The sequence below is a fragment of the Nonomuraea sp. NPDC049028 genome (assembly GCF_043197735.1).
Taxonomy (GTDB): Bacteria; Actinomycetota; Actinomycetes; order Streptosporangiales; family Streptosporangiaceae; genus Nonomuraea.
Genome location: NZ_JBICTR010000003.1, coordinates 954,387 through 973,510, shown reverse-complemented (window position 1 = coordinate 973,510; position 19,124 = coordinate 954,387). Strand labels below are relative to the sequence as shown.

At 66.5% G+C, this 19,124-nt stretch carries 15 protein-coding genes; 6 read left to right on the top strand and 9 right to left on the bottom strand.

Annotated elements, in window-relative coordinates; translation table 11 throughout:
* Window positions 1-113 precede the first annotated feature (113 nt).
* From ACGFJ2_RS15490 to ACGFJ2_RS15470, 5 genes are all read right to left on the bottom strand, one after another.
* Window positions 114-1,622 (bottom strand): hypothetical protein, encoded by a 1,509-nt coding sequence (locus tag ACGFJ2_RS15490; RefSeq protein ID WP_357949622.1) that lies wholly within the window; start codon window positions 1,620-1,622, stop codon window positions 114-116.
* A 433-nt stretch (window positions 1,623-2,055) separates the two neighbouring features.
* On the bottom strand, window positions 2,056-3,558 hold the full coding sequence (locus ACGFJ2_RS15485) for a hypothetical protein (protein WP_357949625.1): 1,503 nt from the start codon (window positions 3,556-3,558) through the stop codon (window positions 2,056-2,058).
* A 394-nt stretch (window positions 3,559-3,952) separates the two neighbouring features.
* Window positions 3,953-5,119, bottom strand: coding sequence for a hypothetical protein (locus ACGFJ2_RS15480; protein ID WP_357949628.1), 1,167 nt, complete (start codon window positions 5,117-5,119; stop codon window positions 3,953-3,955).
* Between the two features lie 189 nt (window positions 5,120-5,308).
* The gene (locus ACGFJ2_RS15475) at window positions 5,309-6,409 is read right to left on the bottom strand and encodes a trypsin-like serine peptidase (RefSeq protein WP_393468440.1); all 1,101 of its coding nucleotides are present in this window, start codon (window positions 6,407-6,409) and stop codon (window positions 5,309-5,311) included.
* Between the two features lie 303 nt (window positions 6,410-6,712).
* Entirely contained in the window at window positions 6,713-7,834 is a 1,122-nt protein-coding gene (locus ACGFJ2_RS15470; protein ID WP_357949632.1) for a serine protease, read from the bottom strand.
* A gap of 275 nt (window positions 7,835-8,109) precedes the next feature.
* Between ACGFJ2_RS15470 and ACGFJ2_RS15465 the strand changes: the two genes are divergently transcribed.
* The 6 genes from ACGFJ2_RS15465 to ACGFJ2_RS15440 all read left to right on the top strand — a co-directional run bounded on the left by ACGFJ2_RS15465 (window position 8,110) and on the right by ACGFJ2_RS15440 (window position 13,166).
* Window positions 8,110-9,558, top strand: coding sequence for an acetyl-CoA synthetase (locus tag ACGFJ2_RS15465; RefSeq protein ID WP_393468437.1), 1,449 nt, complete (start codon window positions 8,110-8,112; stop codon window positions 9,556-9,558).
* Window positions 9,559-9,640: 82 nt separating this feature from the next.
* Window positions 9,641-9,925, top strand: coding sequence for a DUF6364 family protein (locus tag ACGFJ2_RS15460; protein ID WP_393468434.1), 285 nt, complete (start codon window positions 9,641-9,643; stop codon window positions 9,923-9,925).
* Window positions 9,912-10,340, top strand: coding sequence for a type II toxin-antitoxin system VapC family toxin (locus ACGFJ2_RS15455; protein ID WP_393468432.1), 429 nt, complete (start codon window positions 9,912-9,914; stop codon window positions 10,338-10,340). Before ACGFJ2_RS15460 ends, ACGFJ2_RS15455 begins: the two co-directional genes overlap by 14 nt.
* Before the next feature lie 39 nt (window positions 10,341-10,379).
* Window positions 10,380-11,267, top strand: a complete 888-nt coding sequence (locus tag ACGFJ2_RS15450; protein WP_393468429.1) for a hypothetical protein — start codon at window positions 10,380-10,382, stop codon at window positions 11,265-11,267.
* Between the two features lie 9 nt (window positions 11,268-11,276).
* Window positions 11,277-12,233: a zinc-binding dehydrogenase gene (locus ACGFJ2_RS15445; RefSeq protein WP_393468426.1), complete on the top strand. Its 957-nt coding sequence runs from the start codon at window positions 11,277-11,279 to the stop codon at window positions 12,231-12,233.
* A 75-nt stretch (window positions 12,234-12,308) separates the two neighbouring features.
* On the top strand, window positions 12,309-13,166 hold the full coding sequence (locus ACGFJ2_RS15440; protein WP_358203691.1) for an oxygenase MpaB family protein: 858 nt from the start codon (window positions 12,309-12,311) through the stop codon (window positions 13,164-13,166).
* 94 nt (window positions 13,167-13,260) lie between these two features.
* On the opposite strand, the gene ACGFJ2_RS15435 is transcribed toward ACGFJ2_RS15440, so the two are convergent.
* The 4 genes from ACGFJ2_RS15435 to ACGFJ2_RS15420 all read right to left on the bottom strand — a co-directional run bounded on the left by ACGFJ2_RS15435 (window position 13,261) and on the right by ACGFJ2_RS15420 (window position 19,043).
* The gene (locus ACGFJ2_RS15435; RefSeq protein WP_357949651.1) at window positions 13,261-14,001 is read right to left on the bottom strand and encodes a helix-turn-helix transcriptional regulator; all 741 of its coding nucleotides are present in this window, start codon (window positions 13,999-14,001) and stop codon (window positions 13,261-13,263) included.
* Window positions 13,998-14,828, bottom strand: coding sequence for a DUF4097 family beta strand repeat-containing protein (locus ACGFJ2_RS15430; RefSeq protein WP_357949654.1), 831 nt, complete (start codon window positions 14,826-14,828; stop codon window positions 13,998-14,000). Before ACGFJ2_RS15430 ends, ACGFJ2_RS15435 begins: the two co-directional genes overlap by 4 nt.
* Before the next feature lie 149 nt (window positions 14,829-14,977).
* The gene (locus ACGFJ2_RS15425) at window positions 14,978-15,154 is read right to left on the bottom strand and encodes a DUF6104 family protein (protein WP_225301873.1); all 177 of its coding nucleotides are present in this window, start codon (window positions 15,152-15,154) and stop codon (window positions 14,978-14,980) included.
* 238 nt (window positions 15,155-15,392) lie between these two features.
* Complete coding sequence (locus ACGFJ2_RS15420; protein ID WP_393468421.1) at window positions 15,393-19,043, bottom strand: multifunctional oxoglutarate decarboxylase/oxoglutarate dehydrogenase thiamine pyrophosphate-binding subunit/dihydrolipoyllysine-residue succinyltransferase subunit; 3,651 nt, start codon at window positions 19,041-19,043, stop codon at window positions 15,393-15,395.
* Window positions 19,044-19,124: the final 81 nt, after the last annotated feature.

Here is a 19,124-nt window from a genome sequence, read left to right as displayed (position 1 = left end):
TACCAGGTCATGGCCTAGTTTGTGCAAGAGAAAGGCCGAAGGGCCCGGCAGGATGCCGGGCCCTTCGGTAAAGCTGGTGGACGATGACCTAAGCCCTCGTCCGGTTCAGCGAACTACTTGACGAGCTTGCCGGACCACGAGGCCGCAGCGGCCTTGTAGATCGCAGCGGTCTCACCGTCGAAGATCGGCGAGGTGATCGTGTCGTAGCGCTTGTTGCCATCGAGGTCAACGATGAGGCTGGTGACACCGGTGACGTAGCCGAGACGCTTGGCGTTGCTGTAGTTCGCCAGCCACGGGCCACCGTCGTAACCGGCGGTGACGGCGCACTTCAGCGACTGCTGCTCCTCGACCTTGCGGGCCGGGATCTTGACGACCTTGCTGGCGGTCTTGCCGTAGCACCACTTCGGCGTAACGCCGGTGTAGGGCTTGCTACCGTCAGGGTTGGGGCCGAAGGGGTACCCGAAGGTACGAACGACCTTGCCCGGAGCCTGGTTCCACGCCACACCCTGGCCGCCGACGTTGTCGCCCAGACGGCCGACGTCCTTCAGCGCGGCAGCGGAGGTGTACAGGTCGTAACGGACGAACTTGGTGTCCGTTCCCGGCTTGTACCACTGCTGCGTGAAGTACTCGGTGATGAGGAAGTTGCCGCGGCGGTCCTGGGTCTTGTCACCCTTGCCGTGGTACCCCTTGTACTCGCTCTCGGTCACGACCGAGGTGACGGGCTCACCGAAACGCTTGCCGTTGCCAGTGCCGAAGCCGGCCCGACGGTACTCGTCAGCGGTGACTTCGACCTTCTCGACGACAGCACCAGGGAACTCGGGGCCGGTCTTCTCCTTGGCCGTGCCCCGCTTGATGCCGTAGTAGTCAGCCCGCTTCGGGTCGAGACGCCCGGCGCGGTACTCGTCGAAGCCAACCTCGACTTCCTTGACGAACTTCTCGCCCTCGTAGGCCTTGAAGGTCGCCCAGTCCACCTTGGAGGCGCTGTTCTGCACGCCGCCGATGCCGTTGTAGACGGTGACGAACGAGTAGTCGCGGTCGAAGTCCTCGTAGACGTCGAAGTCGTAGTGGGTGAAGGCCTGCTTACCCACGTACAGACCGTAAGGCGTCTTGCCCTGGTAGTAACCCGGGACGAAGACCCAGCGCGAAACGACCTCGTCGTTGCCGGCGATGTCGTAGACGCAGTGACCGGCCGTGGCGACCAGGTTGCGGTACTGCGACTGGACCGAGGTACCCGAGCAGTAGTAGAGCTTGCCGTCGCGGCCCTCGAAGAACACCTTGCCGATGGTCTTCGGCATGTTGACGTTCTGGGACTTGACGGCGACCTTCTTCTCCTCGCCAATCGGCAGGGAGGAGCCGGGCTTCGTGTCGGCGCTATAACCGCCACCACGGGAGATCTTCTCAACCTCGAGGGAGTCGGGGTTGAAGGCCACAGCCTGCTTCAGCGCCGCGTTGTTCGACTTGGTCCAGAAGTTCAGGGTCTCTTCTGCCTGAGCCTGAGTCTTCGCCAGGGCGTCGGACGCGACGTCGCCGGTTGCGTTGGCCGCAGCGGTGCCGGCGAGGCCGGCAGCCAGCAGACCGGTGGCCAGAATGGCGCCACCGGCGGGGAGGAGGATGCGCTTCAAGGTAACTCCTTGGTCTGTCGTGGAGCGCTTCTTGCGCCCCATGCGTCAGTAAAGGGATAGCCAGGAACATACAGTGTCGATCTTGAAGTTAGGTAGCTGCTTTGGAGGGAAAAACAGCCCTAAGTCCGGCGTGATCGTTCTGTGATGTTTAAGTCGCGATAGAGGATGACTTGCCGGAAGTGCCGGATGACACCGTTTCCGCAGATCAACATAAGGAAGTTGTCAGTGTGACTGCGGTGGCTCCAGTGCTGCCCTCCCGACTGCGATCCGACTGATGTGACGCAGATCACACCACCTTGATGGCACCGTCCGGGCGCCCCATGCGTCCAAACGCCCTTCAGATTTGCCCGGGAACGCCGAAGGGCCCGGCGATGCCGGGCCCTTCGCGAGTTACCACTGTGCGCACCGTCCTGGAACGGTCGCGGTGTGTTACTTAGATGATCTTGCCGGACCACACGTTCGCAGCGGACTTGTAGACCGCAGCGGTCTCACCGTCGAAGTACGGCGAGGAGATGTAGTCGACTCGCTTGTTGCCGTCCTGGTCGTTGAAGGTGCTGGTGACACCGTTCACGTAGCCGAGACGCTTGCTGTTGCTGTAGTTGAGCAGCCAAGGGCCACCGTCGGCGCCCTCGGTCATCGCGCACTTGAGCGCGACGTGCTCTTCGATCTTCTTGGCGGCCGAGCCGACGACCTTCTTGCTGGTCTTGCCGTAGCACCACTTGGGCGTGATGCCCGTGTAGTTCTTGTGGCCGTCAGGGTGCGCCGCGGCCGGGTAGCCGAACACGCGGACGTACTTGCCCGTGGGCTGGTTCCAGGACACGCCCTGGCCGCCCACGACGTCACCCAGGCGACCGACGTCCTTGGCAGCGCCTTCGATGATGAAGAACTCGGTCTTGTAGAACTTGGTCGCCGTGCCGGGCTTGAACCACTGCTGCGTGAAGTAGTGGGTGATGGTGTAGTTGCCACGAGCGTCCTGGGCCTTGGTGCCCGGGCCCTTGTAGGCGTCGTACACCGCCTTGGTGACGTTCTCGGTGACAGGCTCGCCGAACTTGTACCCGTTGCCCTTGCCGACCTTGGCGGCGTCGTACGCCTCCTTGCCGACCTCGATCTTGGCGACCTCGGCGTTGGGGTAGTCCGGACCAGCCGGCTCGGCCTTGCTGCCGCGCTTGGCCCAGCACGCCTCGATCGACGTCGGGTCGAGCTTGCACTTGCGGAACTCGTCCCGCGAGATCTCGACGTCCTTGGCGTCCTTGATGCCCTGGTACTTCTCGAAGTCGGCCTTGGAGACCTTCTTCGCGGTACCGCCACCGAGCTGGATGCCGTTGTACACGGTCACGAACGCGTAGTCGCGGTCGTAGTCCTCGTACACGTCGAAGTCGTAGTGGGTGAAGGCCTGCTTACCCACGTAGATCCCGAACGGCGTCTTGCCCTGGTAGTAGCCGGGGACGAAGACCCACTTGGACATGACGTCCGAGTTGGTGGCCGTGTCGTAGACGCAGTGACCGGCCGTGGCGACCAGGTTGCGGTACTTCGACTGGACCGAAGTGGCCGAGCACCACTTCTTCTCGCCCTTGCTGTTGACGAAGAACACCTTGCCGATGGTCTTCGGCATGTTCACGTTCTGGACCTTGGTGGAGGTCTTCTTCTCCTGGCCGATCGGGACGGACGAGCCAGGCTTGCTGTCGGCGCTGTAGCCGCCCTTGCTCTGCAGCTTGGCGACGTCGCCGGAGTCCCAGACGTTGGACTCCTTCGCGGCCTTGAGGGCGGCGTTGTTGGTAGCCGACCAGAAGTCCGCGATGGCCTTGGCGTCAGCGGCGCTCTTCGCCATCGGGTCGGAGGCTACGTCGCTGGCGGCCGTGGCCGTACCGGCGAGGCCGGCAGCCAGAAGGCCGGTAGCCAGGATGGCGCCACCGGCGGGGATGAGGATGCGCTTCAAGGGAACTGCTCCTTGCTCTGTCGTGGGTCGCAACACGCGTCCCATGCGTCAGTAAAGGGATAGCAAGGAACATAGCGTGGTGATCTCCGCAGGTAAAAGCCGTTCTGCCCCATCCGGTAGGCGCCCTTACCGTCGTGACCTTTCCGTTACCAGTCAGAGATCTTAGCGGAGCGTGATCAAATTGCCACGTTTTCGCAGGGTATGAAGGGGGTTCGGTGGAAGGGTCGTGAGGGGTGCGACACGCTTCGCAGTCGCCTCTATGTGACTCAGATCACAGGAACCAGATTGGCGCGAGCTCCGTCTAATATCGCCAAATCCGCATAAATGATCTTGTGAGAGCACGCAAAAGGGGCTCGGCCGAACCCGGCCGAGCCCCTTTTTGGGTGTTGAGTGGTTACTTGTACAGCTCGCCGTTGGGGCCGACGATCTTGCCGGACCACGTGTTCTTGGCCGAGTTGTACACAGAGGCCGTCTCACCGTCGAAGTACGGCGAGGTGATGTAGTCGATGCGGTCGTTGCCGTCCTGGTCGGCGAAGGTGCTGGTCACGCCGTTGACGTAGCCCAGACGCTTGCCGTTGCTGTAGTTGGCCAGCCAGGGGCCGCCGTCGAAGCCGGGCGTCACGGCGCACTTGAGGCCGATGTGCTCCTCGATCTTCAGCCACGGAGCGCCCACGGCCTTGGCGGTGGTCTTGTTGTAGCACCACTTCGGCGTCACGCCGCTGTAGGGCTTGTTGCCGTCGGGGTGCGGGCCGGCCGGGTAGCCGAACGCGCGGACCTGCTTGCCGGTGGGCTGGTTCCAGGACACGCCCTGGCCGCCGACGACGTCGCCGAGACGGCCGGCGTCCTTGGACAGCAGGATGTAGTAGCGCCCGCCCCAGTTCCGCTTGGGGCCGACGAAGCCGTCGTACTCCTTCTTGGTCACCTGCTTGACGCCGTTGAAGGAGATGCCGTTGTAGACGGTCACGAACGCGTAGTCGCGGTCGTAGTCCTCGTACACGTCGAAGTCGGTGTGGGTGAAGGCCTGCTTACCCACGTAGATTCCGAACGGGGCCTTGCCCTCGTAGTAGCCGGGCACGAAGACCCAGTTGTCGAGCAGCGCCTTGTTGCTGTCGGTGTCGTAGACGCAGTGGCCGGCCGTGGCGACCAGGTTGCGGTAGTTCGACTGGATGGACGTGGCCGAGCAGTAGCGGAACTTGCCCTTGCCGTCGACGAAGAAGACCTTGCCGAGCGTCTTGGGCATGTTCACGTTCTGGGCCTTGCCGGGGGCCTTCTTCTCCTCCCCGATGGGAGTGGCGCTGCCCGGGTTGCCGTCAGGGCTGTAGCCGCCCTTCGAGACGACCTTCCTGACTTCCTTGGCGTCCCAGGTGTACGCGGTGGCGGAGCGGAGGGCGGCGAAGTTCGACGCGGCCCAGAAGGACGCGACCGAGGAGGCCTGTTGCGTGTTGCGGGCCATGGGGTCGGTGGCGATGTCGCCTTGTGCCTGAGCGGTGCCTGCCAGGCCGGCGGCCAGGAGGCCGGTCGCCAGGACGGCGCTACCGGCCGGGAGAAGGATGCGCTTCAAGGTAAAACTCCAGACGCGGGGCGCCTCGTGCACCCCAGAATGCAGCAAACGGACAGGCGGGAACCTATCGGTCTGACTCTGGTCGTGTGAATTACCCGATACTGGAGTCAAGCGCGACGATCATGGCCGTGACCATCTCGAGATGTGAAACCGGCTGATCACTCGGGGTGGCGATACGCTGGGTGTAACTTACGTCACATTTTGCGGTGTTGCGAGCCCTGCGGCGCGTCGGTAGACCTCGCCGGTCGTGGCGTTGAAGGTCGGGGAGGACACCGCGTCGTAGGCGCCCTTGGCGTCTCTGTTCCAGGTCAGGCTGTTGATCCCGGTGAGGAGTCCGAGCTTCTGCACGGGCTGGTAGTTGAGCAACCAGGGGCCGCCGCTGGCGCCGGCGCTGAAGTCGCACGGCTGGAGCTGCACGCCGTACTGAAGGTCGAGGCTGGGGGCGACCGTGCGTCTTGTGCTCCCCGAGCAGACCTTCAGCGTCTTGCCGTCGAACGGGTGGCTGCCGTCGGGCTGCGGGCCCGCCGGGTAACCGAAGGCGGTGATGGTGAGAGCCAGGCCCTTGCCGATTGTCAGGCCCTGCCCGCCGACGTTGTCCTGCAGTCGGCCCACATCCTGCATGGTGAGCTGGCCGTTCTTCTCGACCCACTTGAAGCCGCGGTGCACGGTCACGAACGCGTAGTCGAAGTCGTAGTCGCCCTTGCCCGGCCAGTCCTCGTGCATGCTGATCGACGCGCCCACGTAGATGCCGTCGGGCGTCGCCCCACCGGGACCCGGATTGGGGACGAAGATCCAGTAATCGGCGGGCTTGCCCTGGCGTGAGTCGTACGCGCAGTGTCCGGCGGTCGCTACCACGCTGCGGTTCTTGGCCGCGATCGAGCTGGCCGAGCACCAAAATTCCTTGTCGCCGAAGCGGAAGAAGACCTTGCCCATGGTCTTGGCGGCCGCGCTGTCCTTCGGGAGGGCGGGTCCGACGTTCGGCGGGATCTGCCGGCTCTTCGCCGGGACGACCCGCAGGCTCTTCGCTGGGACGATCTGGCCGCCCCCGGAGGCGGTCTTGGAGGTGGGCGAGGACTGCGAGGCCGGCGTGGCGGGGCTGTACTGGTCGGCATTCTTGAGCCGGTCGGGCTTCCAGTATTCGGCGACCTTCTTCATGTCCGCCGCCGACTTGGCCAGCGTGACCGAGTAGACCCGGCTGTTCGGCGCGGCCGAGGCGGTCCCCGCGAGGGCAGGCAGCATCAGCAGCGCGCTGAGCGCAGCCGCTACCAGGTGCCATGCCCGGGGGATCATGGAAATGCCTTGCCTTTGGGGGTTAGTACTTCTGGGGGTGTAACGATGGATTTTTCCAGATCACTCACTGTATTGCAGCTCGGATGGAGATTCGTTATCTGATCAAGCGTGACTTGTGTCCCATAAGGAGTGCGTCAAGGGGTTCGATCCGGATAGCGTCTCCGATCCATGTGAGGATCGTTTCCGCATGTCAGAGGCATAGTACATGAGCCGACTTCGTTGTCCATCCGCCTTTCCTGTGTGTTTCTTGATCACGCGTGAGAAGGGCCCCGGCCGGGAGTAGCCGGGGCCCGGGGTGGGTTGCTACGGCATGTTGCCGGTCCACCGGTTCGCGGCGGCCTTGTACACGTTGTAGGTGTCGGTGTTGAAGTACGGCGACGAGATGTGGTCGTAGCGGTCGTTACCGTCCGTGTCCCACGCGACGCTGTTGACACCGATCAGGTAACCGGTACGGGTGGAGCTCTTGTAGCTGTACAGGAGCGGTCCACCGCTGGCGCCGGCGGTGAAGGCGCACTTGAGGCCGATGTGCTCCTGGAGGTTGTACTTCGGCGCGGCGGGCATCGGGGCCGTCTTGCCGTAGCACCACTTCATCGTGCGGCCGGTGAACGGCTTGTCTCCGTCGGGGTGCTCGCCCGCCGGGTAACCGAAGGAGAACACGTTCGCCTTGGTGCTGCGGTTCCAGGTGAAGCCCTGGCCGCCGACGTTGTCACCGAGGCGGCCGACGTTCTTCCGCGTCCACTGCCACTTGTCGTTGACCTTCTCCCACTTGACCTTGATGCCGTTGTAGACGTTGACGAACGCGTAGTCGTAGTCGTAGTCCTCCTTCACCACGAAGTCGTCATGCGCGTTGAACGTCTTGGCGGCGTAGATGCCGTAGGGGGCCTTGCCCTCCCAGGCGTTGTTGCCGTCCCAGTACGACGGGATGAAGATCCAGTTGTCGTAGAAGGTGTCCTTCTTGGTGTCGTAGACGCAGTGGGCCGACGTTGCCACTAGGTTGCGGTACTTGCCCTGCACGGAACTGGCCGAGCAGTACCGCCAGCTCGCCGGGTTCGCCGGGTTCGACCCCGGCAGCGTGAAGAACACGCGTCCGACCGTGTTGGGCAGGTTGACCTGCTTACTCTTGATGCTTTTGGTCTTCTCCTCACCGATCGGGGGGACGGATCCGGGTGGGCCGTCGGGGGTGGAGTTGACGCCCTTGACGCCGTTGGAACGCGCGTCGAGGTTCGTGTCGTAGTCGGCCGCCCGCTTGATGCGGTCGGGCGTCCAGAACTGGACCGCCTGCTCCGCGGGAGTGGCCGCGTTCTTGGACACGACGTCGGAGGGTGGGGTCGCGTTGGCGGCGGTGCTGCCGACCATCCCCGCGGCCAGGCCGATGGCCGTCAGACCGGCGAGCGGGATCGCGATACGCCTTGCTCGGGAATACATGAAGCTCCTCTCAGTTCTCGGCGGCCCAGAGCGGGGTACTGCGCCCCGGTGGGCCAGGAAAACGTTCGGAACGTTAATGAATGGCGCAACCCGACAGCCAGGAAACGACGTGAAAAAGTCTGGCCCGGCTCCATTCCGTTATGGAAATAACCAGAACGCATGTATTCCTAGAAAGCATTTCTGCAGGTCGATGCCGGTGTTAATTTCCTCTGGCACCACTGGTAACAGTGATTATCAAATGCCACCGCTTATCAACCGAATGTTATTCTGGTTAGATGGGTGACATGGATCCACGCACCCCCTGTCTCATAGGTACGGCCCAGCGCACCGTTCACGAACAGCCGGGCCCGGAGCCACTCGACCTGTGGGAGGACGTCGCGCGCGAGGCGGCTCGCGAGGCGCGGCTGCCGGTCGAGCGACTCGACTCGATCCAGCTCGTCTACACCGACTCGTGGCAGTACGACTCCCCGGTCGGCCGGCTCGCCGACCGCCTCGGCGCCGCGCCCCGGCACCGGGCCTACTCCATGGTCAGCGGTACGGCCCCGCAACTCCTCATCGGCGAGGCCGCGGCCAGGATCGCGGCGGGGGAGCTCGACTCGGCGCTGATCGCCGGCGCCGAGGCGTTGGCCACGCGCCGGTCCTACCGGCAGGCGGGCGAGCACGTGCCGTGGAGCCATCCGGCCGATCCCAAGCCGCCCTACGGCTGGGAACGGCCGCCGCATCCGGCGGAGCTGGCCCACGAGCTGTTCCTGCCGGTACACACCTACCCGATCATGGAGACGGCCCGCCGCGCGTCCCTCGGTATGTCGATAGATGAGGAAATGGTGGACCGGGGGCGGATGATGGCGCCGATGACTGAAGTCGCGGCCGCGAACCCGCACGCCTGGCGGCGTACCGCCCGAACTCCGGAGGAACTGGTCACCGGCAACCGCTTCATCGGCTGGCCGTACACGCGCAACACCGTGGCCGTGGGGGAGGTCGACCAGGCCGCGGCCGTCGTCCTGGTCGCCGCCGGGCTCGCCGACCGGCTCGGCGTACCGCGCGATCAGCGCGTGTACCTGCGCGGCTGGGCTTACGGCGAGGACACGTGGGAGGTGGCGGCGCGGCCCGCGCTCGGCGCCTCGCAGGCCATCGCGCGCACCGCCGAGGCCGCGTTCGCGCGGGCCGGGCTGGGCCTCGACGACATCCACGCGCTCGACCTCTACAGCTGCTTCGCGATCGCGCTGCGGCAGGCGTGCGACGCGATCAAGCTGGACCCGCTCGACCGGCGCGGCCTGACGGTCACCGGCGGCCTGCCGTACGCGGGCGGCCCCTCCAGCGACTACGTCCTGCACTCGACGGCCACCATGGCGGGGCTGCTGCGCGCCCAGCAGGGTCACGGGCTGGTGACAGGGGTCGGCATGCACCTGACCAAGCACACGTACGCGATCTGGTCCACGGACCCGGGCGGCACCCTGGGCGATGCCGCGCCTGTCTTCACCGCCGATCCGGTGGAGATCGTCGCCCTGTACGACGGTCCCGCCACGGTGGCCGGCTACACGGTGACGCATGGGCGCGACGGGGCGCCGGAGAAGGGCATCCTCGTCGTGGACCTGCCGGGCGGGGGGCGCGCTCATGCTCACGTACTGGAGGCCGAGCTCCTGACGGACGCCATGTCCAGGGAGCTGGTCGGCCAGGGGGTGCGGCTGGCGTCCGACGGGAAGGTCAATGTGGCGCTCTGGTGAGGTTAAAGACTGTGCAAGAATTGTGACCGCGCGATTACTATCTGCTGTTGACATTTTTATGTCAGAGGCGGACGCTGGTGTCATGCGGAGGACCACGGTGCGGATCGACGACGCACTCCTCAACGAGGCCAAGGCGTACGCGGCACGAAACGGACGCAGTCTCACCTCAGTGATGGAGGACGCTTTGCGACAACTACTCAACCGCTCCACGGAAGTGGCCGACCGGCCTCGTGTGGAGCTGATCACGTCCGACGCTCGGCCGGGCTACCAGCCGGACGTCCAGCGACGGCTCGACGAGGGTGAGAAGCTCGAGCACATCATGTACGACCTCGACTTCGAGCTGAAGGTGCAGGATGTTCCTCGCTGACACCAACGTCCTCGTCAACGCCTTTCGAGCCGAGGTCCCTGACCAGAAGCGCTACCTGGCCTTCATCGACGACATGATCAACGGCGATTCGAGCTACGCCGTGAGCGACTTCGTCGTCAACGGCTTCATCAGGCTGGTGACCAACCGACGGGTCTACCTCAACCCCGACCCGCTCGACCGGGCTGTGGAGTTCGCACAGACCTACCGCAACCAGCCACATGCCGTCCTGGTCAGTGGCGAGGACAGGCACTGGCAGATCTTCACCCGGCTGTGCCGCCAACGGGGAGCGAAGGGCAACCTGGTGCCCGATACCTATCTCGCCGCACTGGCCATCGAGCACGGTTGTGAATTCGTGACCTGCGACGCTGATTTCGCCAAGTTCCAGGGCTTGCGCTGGCGGCATCCCCTCAACTGAACTGGGGAGTGAAACAGCACTCCTCGGCAGGGGATGTCCGTGGCCGATCAGTTCGACGTCATCGAGGCGGGCGCCCGTGGCCGGCGCCGGTGGGTCGGGATCGGTGTGGTGGCGGTGCTGCTGGCGGTCCCCGTCGTCAGCCTGCTGGCCAGCCGTGACCCCGAGCCGGATCGCGCGCCGCCGACGCCGACCCCCGCACCGCTGCCCATCCGGTCGTTGACCAGGATCGAGGGCGCGCCCAACGTCGTGAGCGCGCCGGTCAAGGCCAAAGGCGGCAACGAGGTCATCCGGGTGGTGTTCCCCGACGGGACGCGGGCGGCGGTTCGCTACCCCGCCGAGCTGCGGCTCAACGAGCTGGGCGCGCGGCCGTTTCAGGGGGCCTGGATCGCCGGGCAATACCGCAGCTTCTCTGCCCCCTACGGCGGTGAGATGGAGATCTCCAGGGGTGCTCAGCCGATCAGGAACCTCACGCCCAACGTCACGCTCTGGCCGGGACCGGCGGGTGTCGGTTCGGCTGGGCAGGTGCTGATGTTCGCGTTCGGCAAGTGGCGGCTGGCGATGTACGACCGGCGGGAGGGGCTGACCTTCGAAGATCGGCTGGCGACGGCCAAGGGCCTGCGCGGGAAGGTCGGCAAGGACGGCTACCTCGTCCTGAGTGGCGGTGGCTCGATCCGTCTGGCGAAGCCGGGCGAGACCATCCAGGGCGAACCGGTCGGGCCGCAGCTCTGGTTCGGCGGCGGGACCGGCGACATGGTCGTGTTCATCCCGACCCCCAGCTGCCGGAAAAACGCCAGGACGCCGTCGGCGACCAACGGCCTCAAGCGGCCCGCCCGTACCGTATGCAGGGGCGATGTGCAGATCGTCGCCTCGGGCTCGCGCGCTTTCGTCCAGCAGGCCATCGCCGGGATCCGGATCACCCTGAAGTAAGGTGCGGCCATGTTCGCCGTAACCGCCTCACATACCGATCCCGACAATCCTCTCGCCGGGCTGACGCTCGGCGAGCATCCGGAGCCGCAGGTCCCGGACGGCTGGACGACCGTCACCGTACGGGCGACCGCCCTCAACCACCATGACCTGTGGACGCTCAAGGGCGTGGGCATCAGGCAGGACCGGCTGCCGATCGTGCTCGGCTGCGACGCGGCCGGGGTGGACGCCGACGGTAACGAGGTCATCGTGCACTCGGTGATCGGCTCGGGGGCCGACGAGACGCTCGATCCCAAGCGTTCGCTGCTGTCGGAGGTCCACGACGGCACGTTCGCCGACCGGGTCGCCGTGCCGCGCCGCAACCTGGTGCCCAAACCGGCCGCGCTCAGCTTCGAGGAGGCCGCCTGCCTGCCCACGGCCTGGCTGACCGCCTATCGCATGCTGTTCGACAAGGCCGGTCTCGAGCCCGGCTCCACCGTGCTCGTGCAGGGTGCCGGCGGCGGGGTCGCCACCGCGCTGATCGCGCTCGGCCGGGCGGGCGGTTACCGGGTCTGGGCGACCAGCCGCTCGGCCGCCAAGCGGGAGCAGGCCGCCAAGCTCGGCGCGGACCGGGTGTTCGAGCCCGGCGCGCGGCTGCCCGAACGGGTCGACGCCGTCATGGAGACTGTCGGTCAGGCCACCTGGGACCATTCGCTCAAGTCGCTCAAGCCCGGCGGCCGCATCGTGGTCTGCGGTGCCACCAGCGGCGCGGTCCCGCCCGCCGACCTGAACCGGGTGTTCTTCCTCCAGCTCTCGGTGATCGGCTCCACGATGGGCACGCGTGACCAGCTCCAGCGGCTGGCCGTCTTCCTGGAGCAGACCGGGCTGCGGCCGGTCATCGACCGGACGATGCCGCTGACCGACGCCCGCGACGGCTTCGCCGCTCTGGCTGAAGGCGACGTATTCGGAAAAATCGTCTTTACGCGCTGAATAAGTGAAGGGTTACTTATGCGCACCCGGGATGATACAAAGAAGGTGAGGTTGTATCACCCGGGAGGCGCCGTCATGGACGTCGAACCGTTCGGCCCAGGCTCGTTGCACTGGGACACCGCCGGTGAATACCGCAACCTGCTCGTGGCGGGCAGCGCGCTGGTCCTCCAGACCATGCACCCCGCGGTGGGCGCGGCCGTCGCCCGGCACTCCACGTACAAGCAGGACCCGTGGGGCCGCCTCCACCGCACACTCACCTCGGTCCAGAAATGGGTGTACGGCGGAGTGGGCGGCCCGGCCGAGGGTGAGCGGCTGCGCGAACTGCACAAGCCGATCAGCGGGGTGGACGAGCAGGGCAGGTCCTACCACGCGCTCAACGGCGCGGCCTGGGCCTGGGTGCACCTGTCGCTGTTCGAGCGCTTCGTCACCCTCAATCGCTACTTCGGCACTCCCTACACCGAAGACGCTGAACGGCGGCTCTACGAGGAGTCGCGGCAATTGGGGGCGATCCTGCGGGTGCCGGAGCGGGAGATGCCCGCGACCGTCGAGGAGTTCTGGTGCTACTTCGACGAGATGACGGCCGAGCGGCTGGAGCCGCATCCGACGGCGATCGACGTGCTCGCCGTCATGCGGGGGACCCCGATGCCGCCCGGGCTGCCCCGGCCGCTGCGTCGGCTCTGGGCGCCGGTGGGGGTGGGATCGGGGGAGTTCAACTACTTCGTGACGGTGGGGACGCTGCCGCCCATCGTACGGAAGAAGCTGGATCTGCCCTGGTCGGCGCGGGACGAGTGGCGGCTGCGGCAGCTCGGGCGGGCGGTGGCGGTGATCGCCCCGCGCCTGCCGGAGCGGCTGCGGTATATGCCGATCGCCTATCACGCCCGGAAGACCGCCCGAAGCCTGCGCGGCTTGGAGCAGGCCCTTCGCTCGGCGTAGCGACCAGGGACTGCCGGGCCCTCCGCTCGGCGTAGCGACCGGGGACTGCGTGGCTTGGAGCGGGTCCTTCGCCCGGCGTAATGGCCCGTCGGGGTCAGGGTTTCAGTGAGTCGCGGATCTGCCGGGCGGCCTCGTCGAGTGTGGCGCGTACCTCGTCGATCGCCTTGCGGGTGAGCGGGGCGGCCGACGCCTCGCGGCGCACCTGCGCGACGAAGTCGGCCAGGCGCTCGCCCAGCTCCGCGTCGAGCTCGGCGCGGTTGGGTGGCGCGCCGCCCAGCGTGCTCCAGACCTCGGACCAGATCCTGCGCCACTCGCCGGTGAGCCGCTCGCCCTGGTCCTGCCAGTTGGTGGCGTGCTCCATCCACTGGCGTTTCTGCTGCTCCTTGAGCCGCTGGATGTTGGCCTTCTGCTGGTCGCGCACGCGCCTGGGATCGTCGGCGACGCCGGTGCGTACGTCCTTGGCCATCTTGGTGAGCTCGTCGCGCAGCGACTTGACCGTTTCGCGAACGTCCTCCTTCACCTCGCGCGCGATGTCGCGCACCGAGGCGGAGATCTCCTGCTCCAGGTCGTCGAGCTCGTCCAGGCGGGCGTTGAGCTCGTCGCGACCCCGGTCGGTGATCGAGAACACCTTCTTGCCCTCGATCACCTCGTGCGTCACCAGGCCCTCCTCCTCCAGGCGGGCCAGGCGCGGGTAGATCGTGCCGGGGGAGGGGGAGTAGACACCGAGGAAGCGGTCCTGCAGCAGGCGAATGACCTCGTAGCCGTGCCGAGGGCTCTCCTCCAGCAGCTTCAGCAGGTACAGCCGGAGTCGGCCGTGACCGAAGACAGGGCTCATCGCTTCTCTCCCTTGAGCAACGTGACCTCGCCGGAGACGGTCGTCGCCGTCACTGAGGCCATGCCACCACCCAGCCGTCCGGACACCGACTTGTTGCCCGGGCGGCTCGCGTCTGACAGGTTTTCGAACGTGCTGACCAGCCTGCCGGAGGTGGATCGCATGCTGACGTCCGCCTCCACGTTCTCGGGCAGCCTGACCAGGATGTCACCGGACACGCTGTTGAAGGTCACATATCCGGTCGGGCGCAGCTCCAGATCGGCGGTGATCCGTCCGGACACGGTGTTGGCGCGCAGGCGGCGCGGCGTGCCGTCGGCGACGGTGAGCTCGCCCGAGACGCTCTTGAACGCCAGATCGCCGTCCATCGCCCGGCTCTCCACGGTGCCCGAGACGGTCGTGGCGCTCACGTCGCCGCTCACCCCGTCGAGCACGATGTCTCCGGAGACGCTCCTGACCTGGGTCGCCTTCTCGAATCCGGCGACGACCGCCGAGCCGGAGACGACTCCCACGTTGACCGTGCACTTCTTGGGCACCGCGAGCGTCAGGACGCTCTTGCGCCGGTCGCGCCGCAGCCAGCCGAGTATGCCCTCCCAGGTGAGGTCTTTGTAGGCGACGCTGAGCTCCCCGCTCTCCTCGTCATAGGTCACGATCAGCGGAGCGGAGTCGATCTCGGCCACCTCCAGTGTCGGTGGTCCGTCGGTGGCCAGCACGGCCACTCGTCCCGCGACGATCCGCACGTCAAGCGCGGTCACCGAGCCGAACGTCAGCTGCTCCGGCCGCTCGATCGTCCACTGCCGCATGATGCCTGTCCCTTCCGACGACACGTCCACACAAGACACGATATGTCGCGTCTGTCGAAAACTCAAGATGTATCGCGTGTGGCAGGCGATGAGCGCCGTCCGTGCTTCTCATCGGGCGCGAGGGTCCGGCGCGCCTCCGTCTTCTCATCGGTCGTGGCGGTCCGGTCCGTCGCGCCGCGTCAGTCGTCTTCGTCGTCGAGCCGGGCCAGCCAGGTGGCCAGGCGCTCGACCGGCGTCTCGAACTCGGGATTGAGGTCCACGAACTCACGCAGCCGCTCACCCAGCCACAGCAGGCTGACCTCTTCCTCGCCACGCCGCTCGACCAGCTCCTCGATCCCCCGGTCGGTGAAGTACATCGCTCTCCATTCATCAGTCGCGCAGCCGCGTCGTCAGGTCGCCGGCTGGGGTCCAGGCATCGGCGCGTCCACGTCTGACTTTAGTCAGCAGGCCGCGCCGCTCGAGCTCGCGCGGATCGGTCCGCGCGGTCGGCAAGACGATCTTGTGAGTACGCGCATGGCCTGCGACCCGCACCTCTTTCAGCAGTAAGCCCCCGCCGATAGCGGCGAGGGCTTATGCGGTGAAGCGACTGGCTGACTAGCCGAACAGCTCGCTCAAGATCCCCTCGAGCTCGTTGTCGTGGGAGGAGTGCGAGCCGGTCGCGGGCGAACTGTTGGGAGTCCGCGAGACGCGACGCAGCGCGCGGCCGTTCAGCAGGTCCGGGTCCTCGGCCAGCTTGAGCGTGAGGTAAGGCCACGGCCCCATGTTGACCGGCTCGTCCTGCGCCCACACCAGCTCGGCCTGCGAGCCGTAGCGGGAGAGCTCGGCGGCGAGCTCCTCCGCCGGGAACGGGTAGAGCCGCTCCAGGCGGACCAGTGCGACGTCGTCGCGGCCCGACTTCTCGCGCCGGTCGAGCAGGTCGTAGTAGATCTTGCCCGAGGAGAGCACGACCTTGGTGACCTTGCCCGGCTCGACGATGGTGTCGCCGAGGACCGGCTGGAAGGTGCCCGAGGTGAAGTCGGACGCCTTCGAGACCGCCCGCTTGTGACGCAGCAGCGACTTCGGCGTGAAGACGACCATCGGCTTGCGCCTGCCCGACTCGACCTGCCACCTGAGCAGGTGGAAGTAGTTGGCCGGAGTGGACGGCTGCGCGACCGTCATGTTGTCGAGCGCGCAGACCTGCAGGAACCGTTCGATGCGGGCCGAGGAGTGGTCGGGACCCTGGCCCTCGAAGCCGTGCGGCAGCAGCAGCACGACAGCCGACCTCTGGCCCCACTTCTGCTCACCGGACGAGATGAACTCGTCAATGATCGTCTGGGCGCCGTTGACGAAGTCGCCGAACTGGGCCTCCCAGGCCACCAGGGCGTCGGGACGCACGACGCTGTAGCCGTACTCGAAGCCCAGCGCCGCGAACTCGCTGAGCAGCGAGTCGTAGATGTAGAACTTCGTGGTGCCCTGGTTGAAGACCTTGAGCGGGGTGTGGTCCTCGCCGGTCACCCGGTCGACCAGCACCGCGTGGCGCTGGGTGAACGTGCCCCGCCGGGTGTCCTGACCGACCACGCGGACCGGGTGGCCGTCGATGAGCAGCGAGCCGAAGGCCAGCGTCTCACCCATGCTCCAGTCGATCGCGTCCTGCTCGACCGCCTGGCCGCGGCGCTGCAGCACCGGCGCCAGGCGCGGGTGCGGCGTGAAGCCCTCGGGCAGGTTGAGCTGGGTGTCGACGATCCGCTTGAGCGTCTCGTCGGTGATCGCGGTCGGCGTGTCGTTGTGCGACCACTTGATCACCTCAGCGGGCGGCACCCGCATCGCGCCCGCCTCCGGCGGCTTCTTGGCCGCCTCGCGGGTCTCGGTGAACGCCTGCTCCAGCTTGGCCTGGTAGTCGCGCAGCGCCTGCTCGGCCTCCTCCACCGTGATGTCGCCCCGGCCGATCAGCGCCTCGGTGTAGAGCTTGCGAGTGGAGCGCTTGGCGTCGATCAGGTCGTACATCAGCGGCTGGGTGAAGGCGGGGTTGTCGCCCTCGTTGTGGCCGCGGCGGCGGTAGCAGATCAGGTCGATGACGACGTCCTTGCGGAACGCCTGGCGGTATTCGTAGGCCAGCTCGCCCACGCGGACGACGGCCTCGGGGTCGTCGCCGTTGACGTGGAAGATCGGCGCCTGGATCATCCGGGCCACGTCGGTCGCGTAGACGCTCGACCTGGACGAGGCGGGCGACGTCGTGAAGCCGACCTGGTTGTTGACCACCACGTGCACGGTGCCGCCGGTGCGGTAGCCGCGCAGCTGCGACAGGTTGAGCGTCTCGGCCACGACGCCCTGGCCGGCGAAGGCCGCGTCGCCGTGGATGAGCACCGGCAGGACCGTGAAGCCCTCCTCGCCGCGCTCCAGCAGGTCCTGCTTGGCGCGGACGACGCCTTCGAGCACCGGGTCGACCGCCTCCAGGTGAGACGGGTTGGCCACCACGGAGGCGGCGATCGTCTTGCCGCTGGGAGCGGTGAAGGTGCCCGACGCGCCCAGGTGGTACTTCACATCGCCCGAGCCGTGCGCGGTACGCGGGTCGATGTTGCCCTCGAACTCACCGAAGATCTGCCCGTAGGACTTGCCGACGATGTTGGCCAGGACGTTGAGCCGGCCGCGGTGGGCCATGCCGATGACGACCTCGTCGAGGTCCTCGTCGGCGGCGTCGCTGATCACCGAGTCGAGCAGCGGGATCAGGGACTCGCCGCCCTCCAGCGAGAAGCGCTTCTGCCCGACGAACTTGGTCTGCAGGAACGTCTCGAAGGCCTCGGCCGTGTTGAGCCGGCTCAGGATGTTGAGCTGCTCGTCACGGGCCGGGGAGGCGTGCGGCTTCTCCACCCGCGCCTGGATCCAGGCCCGCTCCTCGGGGTTCTGGATGTGCATGTACTCGATGCCGACCGTGCGGCAGTAGGAGTCGCGCAGCACGCCCAGGATCTCGCGGAGCTTCATCAGCGGCCGGCCGCCGAAGCCGCCGGTGGCGAACTCGCGCTCCAGGTCCCACAGCGTCAGGCCGTGAGACTGGATGTCGAGGTCGGGGTGCTTGCGCTGCTTGTACTCCAGCGGGTCGGTCTCGGCCATGAGGTGGCCGCGGACGCGGTAGGCGTGGATCAGCTCGATCACGCGCGCGGACTTGGCCACGTCGTCATCGTGCGAGGCCGAGATGTCCTGGACCCAGCGGACCGGCTCGTAGGGGATCCGCAGCGCCTCGAAGATCTCGTCGTAGAAGCCGTCCTCGCCGAGCAGCTGCCGGTGGATCGTGCGCAGGAAGTCACCCGACTGGGCGCCCTGGATGATCCGGTGGTCATAGGTGCTGGTCAGCGTCATGACCTTGGAGACGGCCAGGCGCGAGAGCGTGTCGGGCGAGGCGCCCTGGTATTCGGCCGGGTATTCCATCGCGCCGACGCCGATGATCGTGCCCTGTCCGGGCATCAGGCGCGGGACCGAGTGGACGGTGCCGATCGTGCCGGGGTTGGTCAGCGAGATCGTGGTGGCCGCGAAGTCGTCGACTCCGAGCTTGCCCGAGCGGGCCTTGCGGACGACCTCCTCGTAGGCCATCCAGAACTGCCGGAAGTCCATGTCCTCGGCGCCCTTGATGGAAGGCACCAGGAGCTGCCGCTCGCCGTTGCTCTTCTGGACGTCGATGGCCAGGCCGAGCCCTACGTGCTGCGGCTTGACCAGGGTCGGCTTGCCGTCGATCTCGGTGTAGGAGTAGTTCATCTCCGGCATGGCCCGCAGCGCCTTGATGACGGCATAGCCGATCAGGTGCGTGAAGGAGACCTTGCCGCCGCGTCCCCGCTTGAGGTGATTGTTGATCACAATGCGGTTGTCGATGAGCAACTTGGCCGGGATGGCCCGGACGCTGGTCGCGCTCGGAATGACGAGCGAGGCGTCCATGTTGGCGGCGGTGCGTGCGGCGGCACCGCGCAGTTTGACTTCCTCGGCGCCCGCGGGCACCGGGGCCGCAGGCTGCTTCGGCTTGACATCGGGGACCGGGGCAGCCGGTGCAGCCTTGGGTGGAGCCGCCATGGGAGCCGGAGCGGTCGCTGTGCCGTTCGCCGCCTCCTTGGCGGGCATTCTGCCCGGTCCATAATCAGGGTTGTAGTCAGCGAAGAAGTTCCACCAAGCCCGGTCCACAGACTCAGGATCTTGGAGGTACTTCTGGTACAGCTCGTCGACAAGCCACTCGTTCTGTCCAAAGCTTGCCAGCGGGTTTGTCCGCGACGACTCAGACGACACGGCGGAAATCGCCCTCTTCCGCAGATCGGCGTTGATGTTAGAGAACCTGTCCAAGGTTACTCGTCTTGCCCGGCGGCGCGC

Bases quoted from the DNA above. Each gene is read 5' to 3' on its own strand.
- ACGFJ2_RS15475 (WP_393468440.1), bottom strand. From the start codon at position 6,409: ATGATCCCCCGGGCATGGCACCTGGTAGCGGCTGCGCTCAGCGCGCTG.
- ACGFJ2_RS15470 (WP_357949632.1), bottom strand. From the start codon at position 7,834: ATGTATTCCCGAGCAAGGCGTATCGCGATCCCGCTCGCCGGTCTGACG.
- ACGFJ2_RS15465 (WP_393468437.1), top strand. From the start codon at position 8,110: ATGGGTGACATGGATCCACGCACCCCCTGTCTCATAGGTACGGCCCAG.
- ACGFJ2_RS15460 (WP_393468434.1), top strand. From the start codon at position 9,641: ATGCGGAGGACCACGGTGCGGATCGACGACGCACTCCTCAACGAGGCC.
- ACGFJ2_RS15455 (WP_393468432.1), top strand. From the start codon at position 9,912: ATGTTCCTCGCTGACACCAACGTCCTCGTCAACGCCTTTCGAGCCGAG.
- ACGFJ2_RS15445 (WP_393468426.1), top strand. From the start codon at position 11,277: ATGTTCGCCGTAACCGCCTCACATACCGATCCCGACAATCCTCTCGCC.
- ACGFJ2_RS15440 (WP_358203691.1), top strand. From the start codon at position 12,309: ATGGACGTCGAACCGTTCGGCCCAGGCTCGTTGCACTGGGACACCGCC.
- ACGFJ2_RS15435 (WP_357949651.1), bottom strand. From the start codon at position 14,001: ATGAGCCCTGTCTTCGGTCACGGCCGACTCCGGCTGTACCTGCTGAAG.
- ACGFJ2_RS15425 (WP_225301873.1), bottom strand. From the start codon at position 15,154: ATGTACTTCACCGACCGGGGGATCGAGGAGCTGGTCGAGCGGCGTGGC.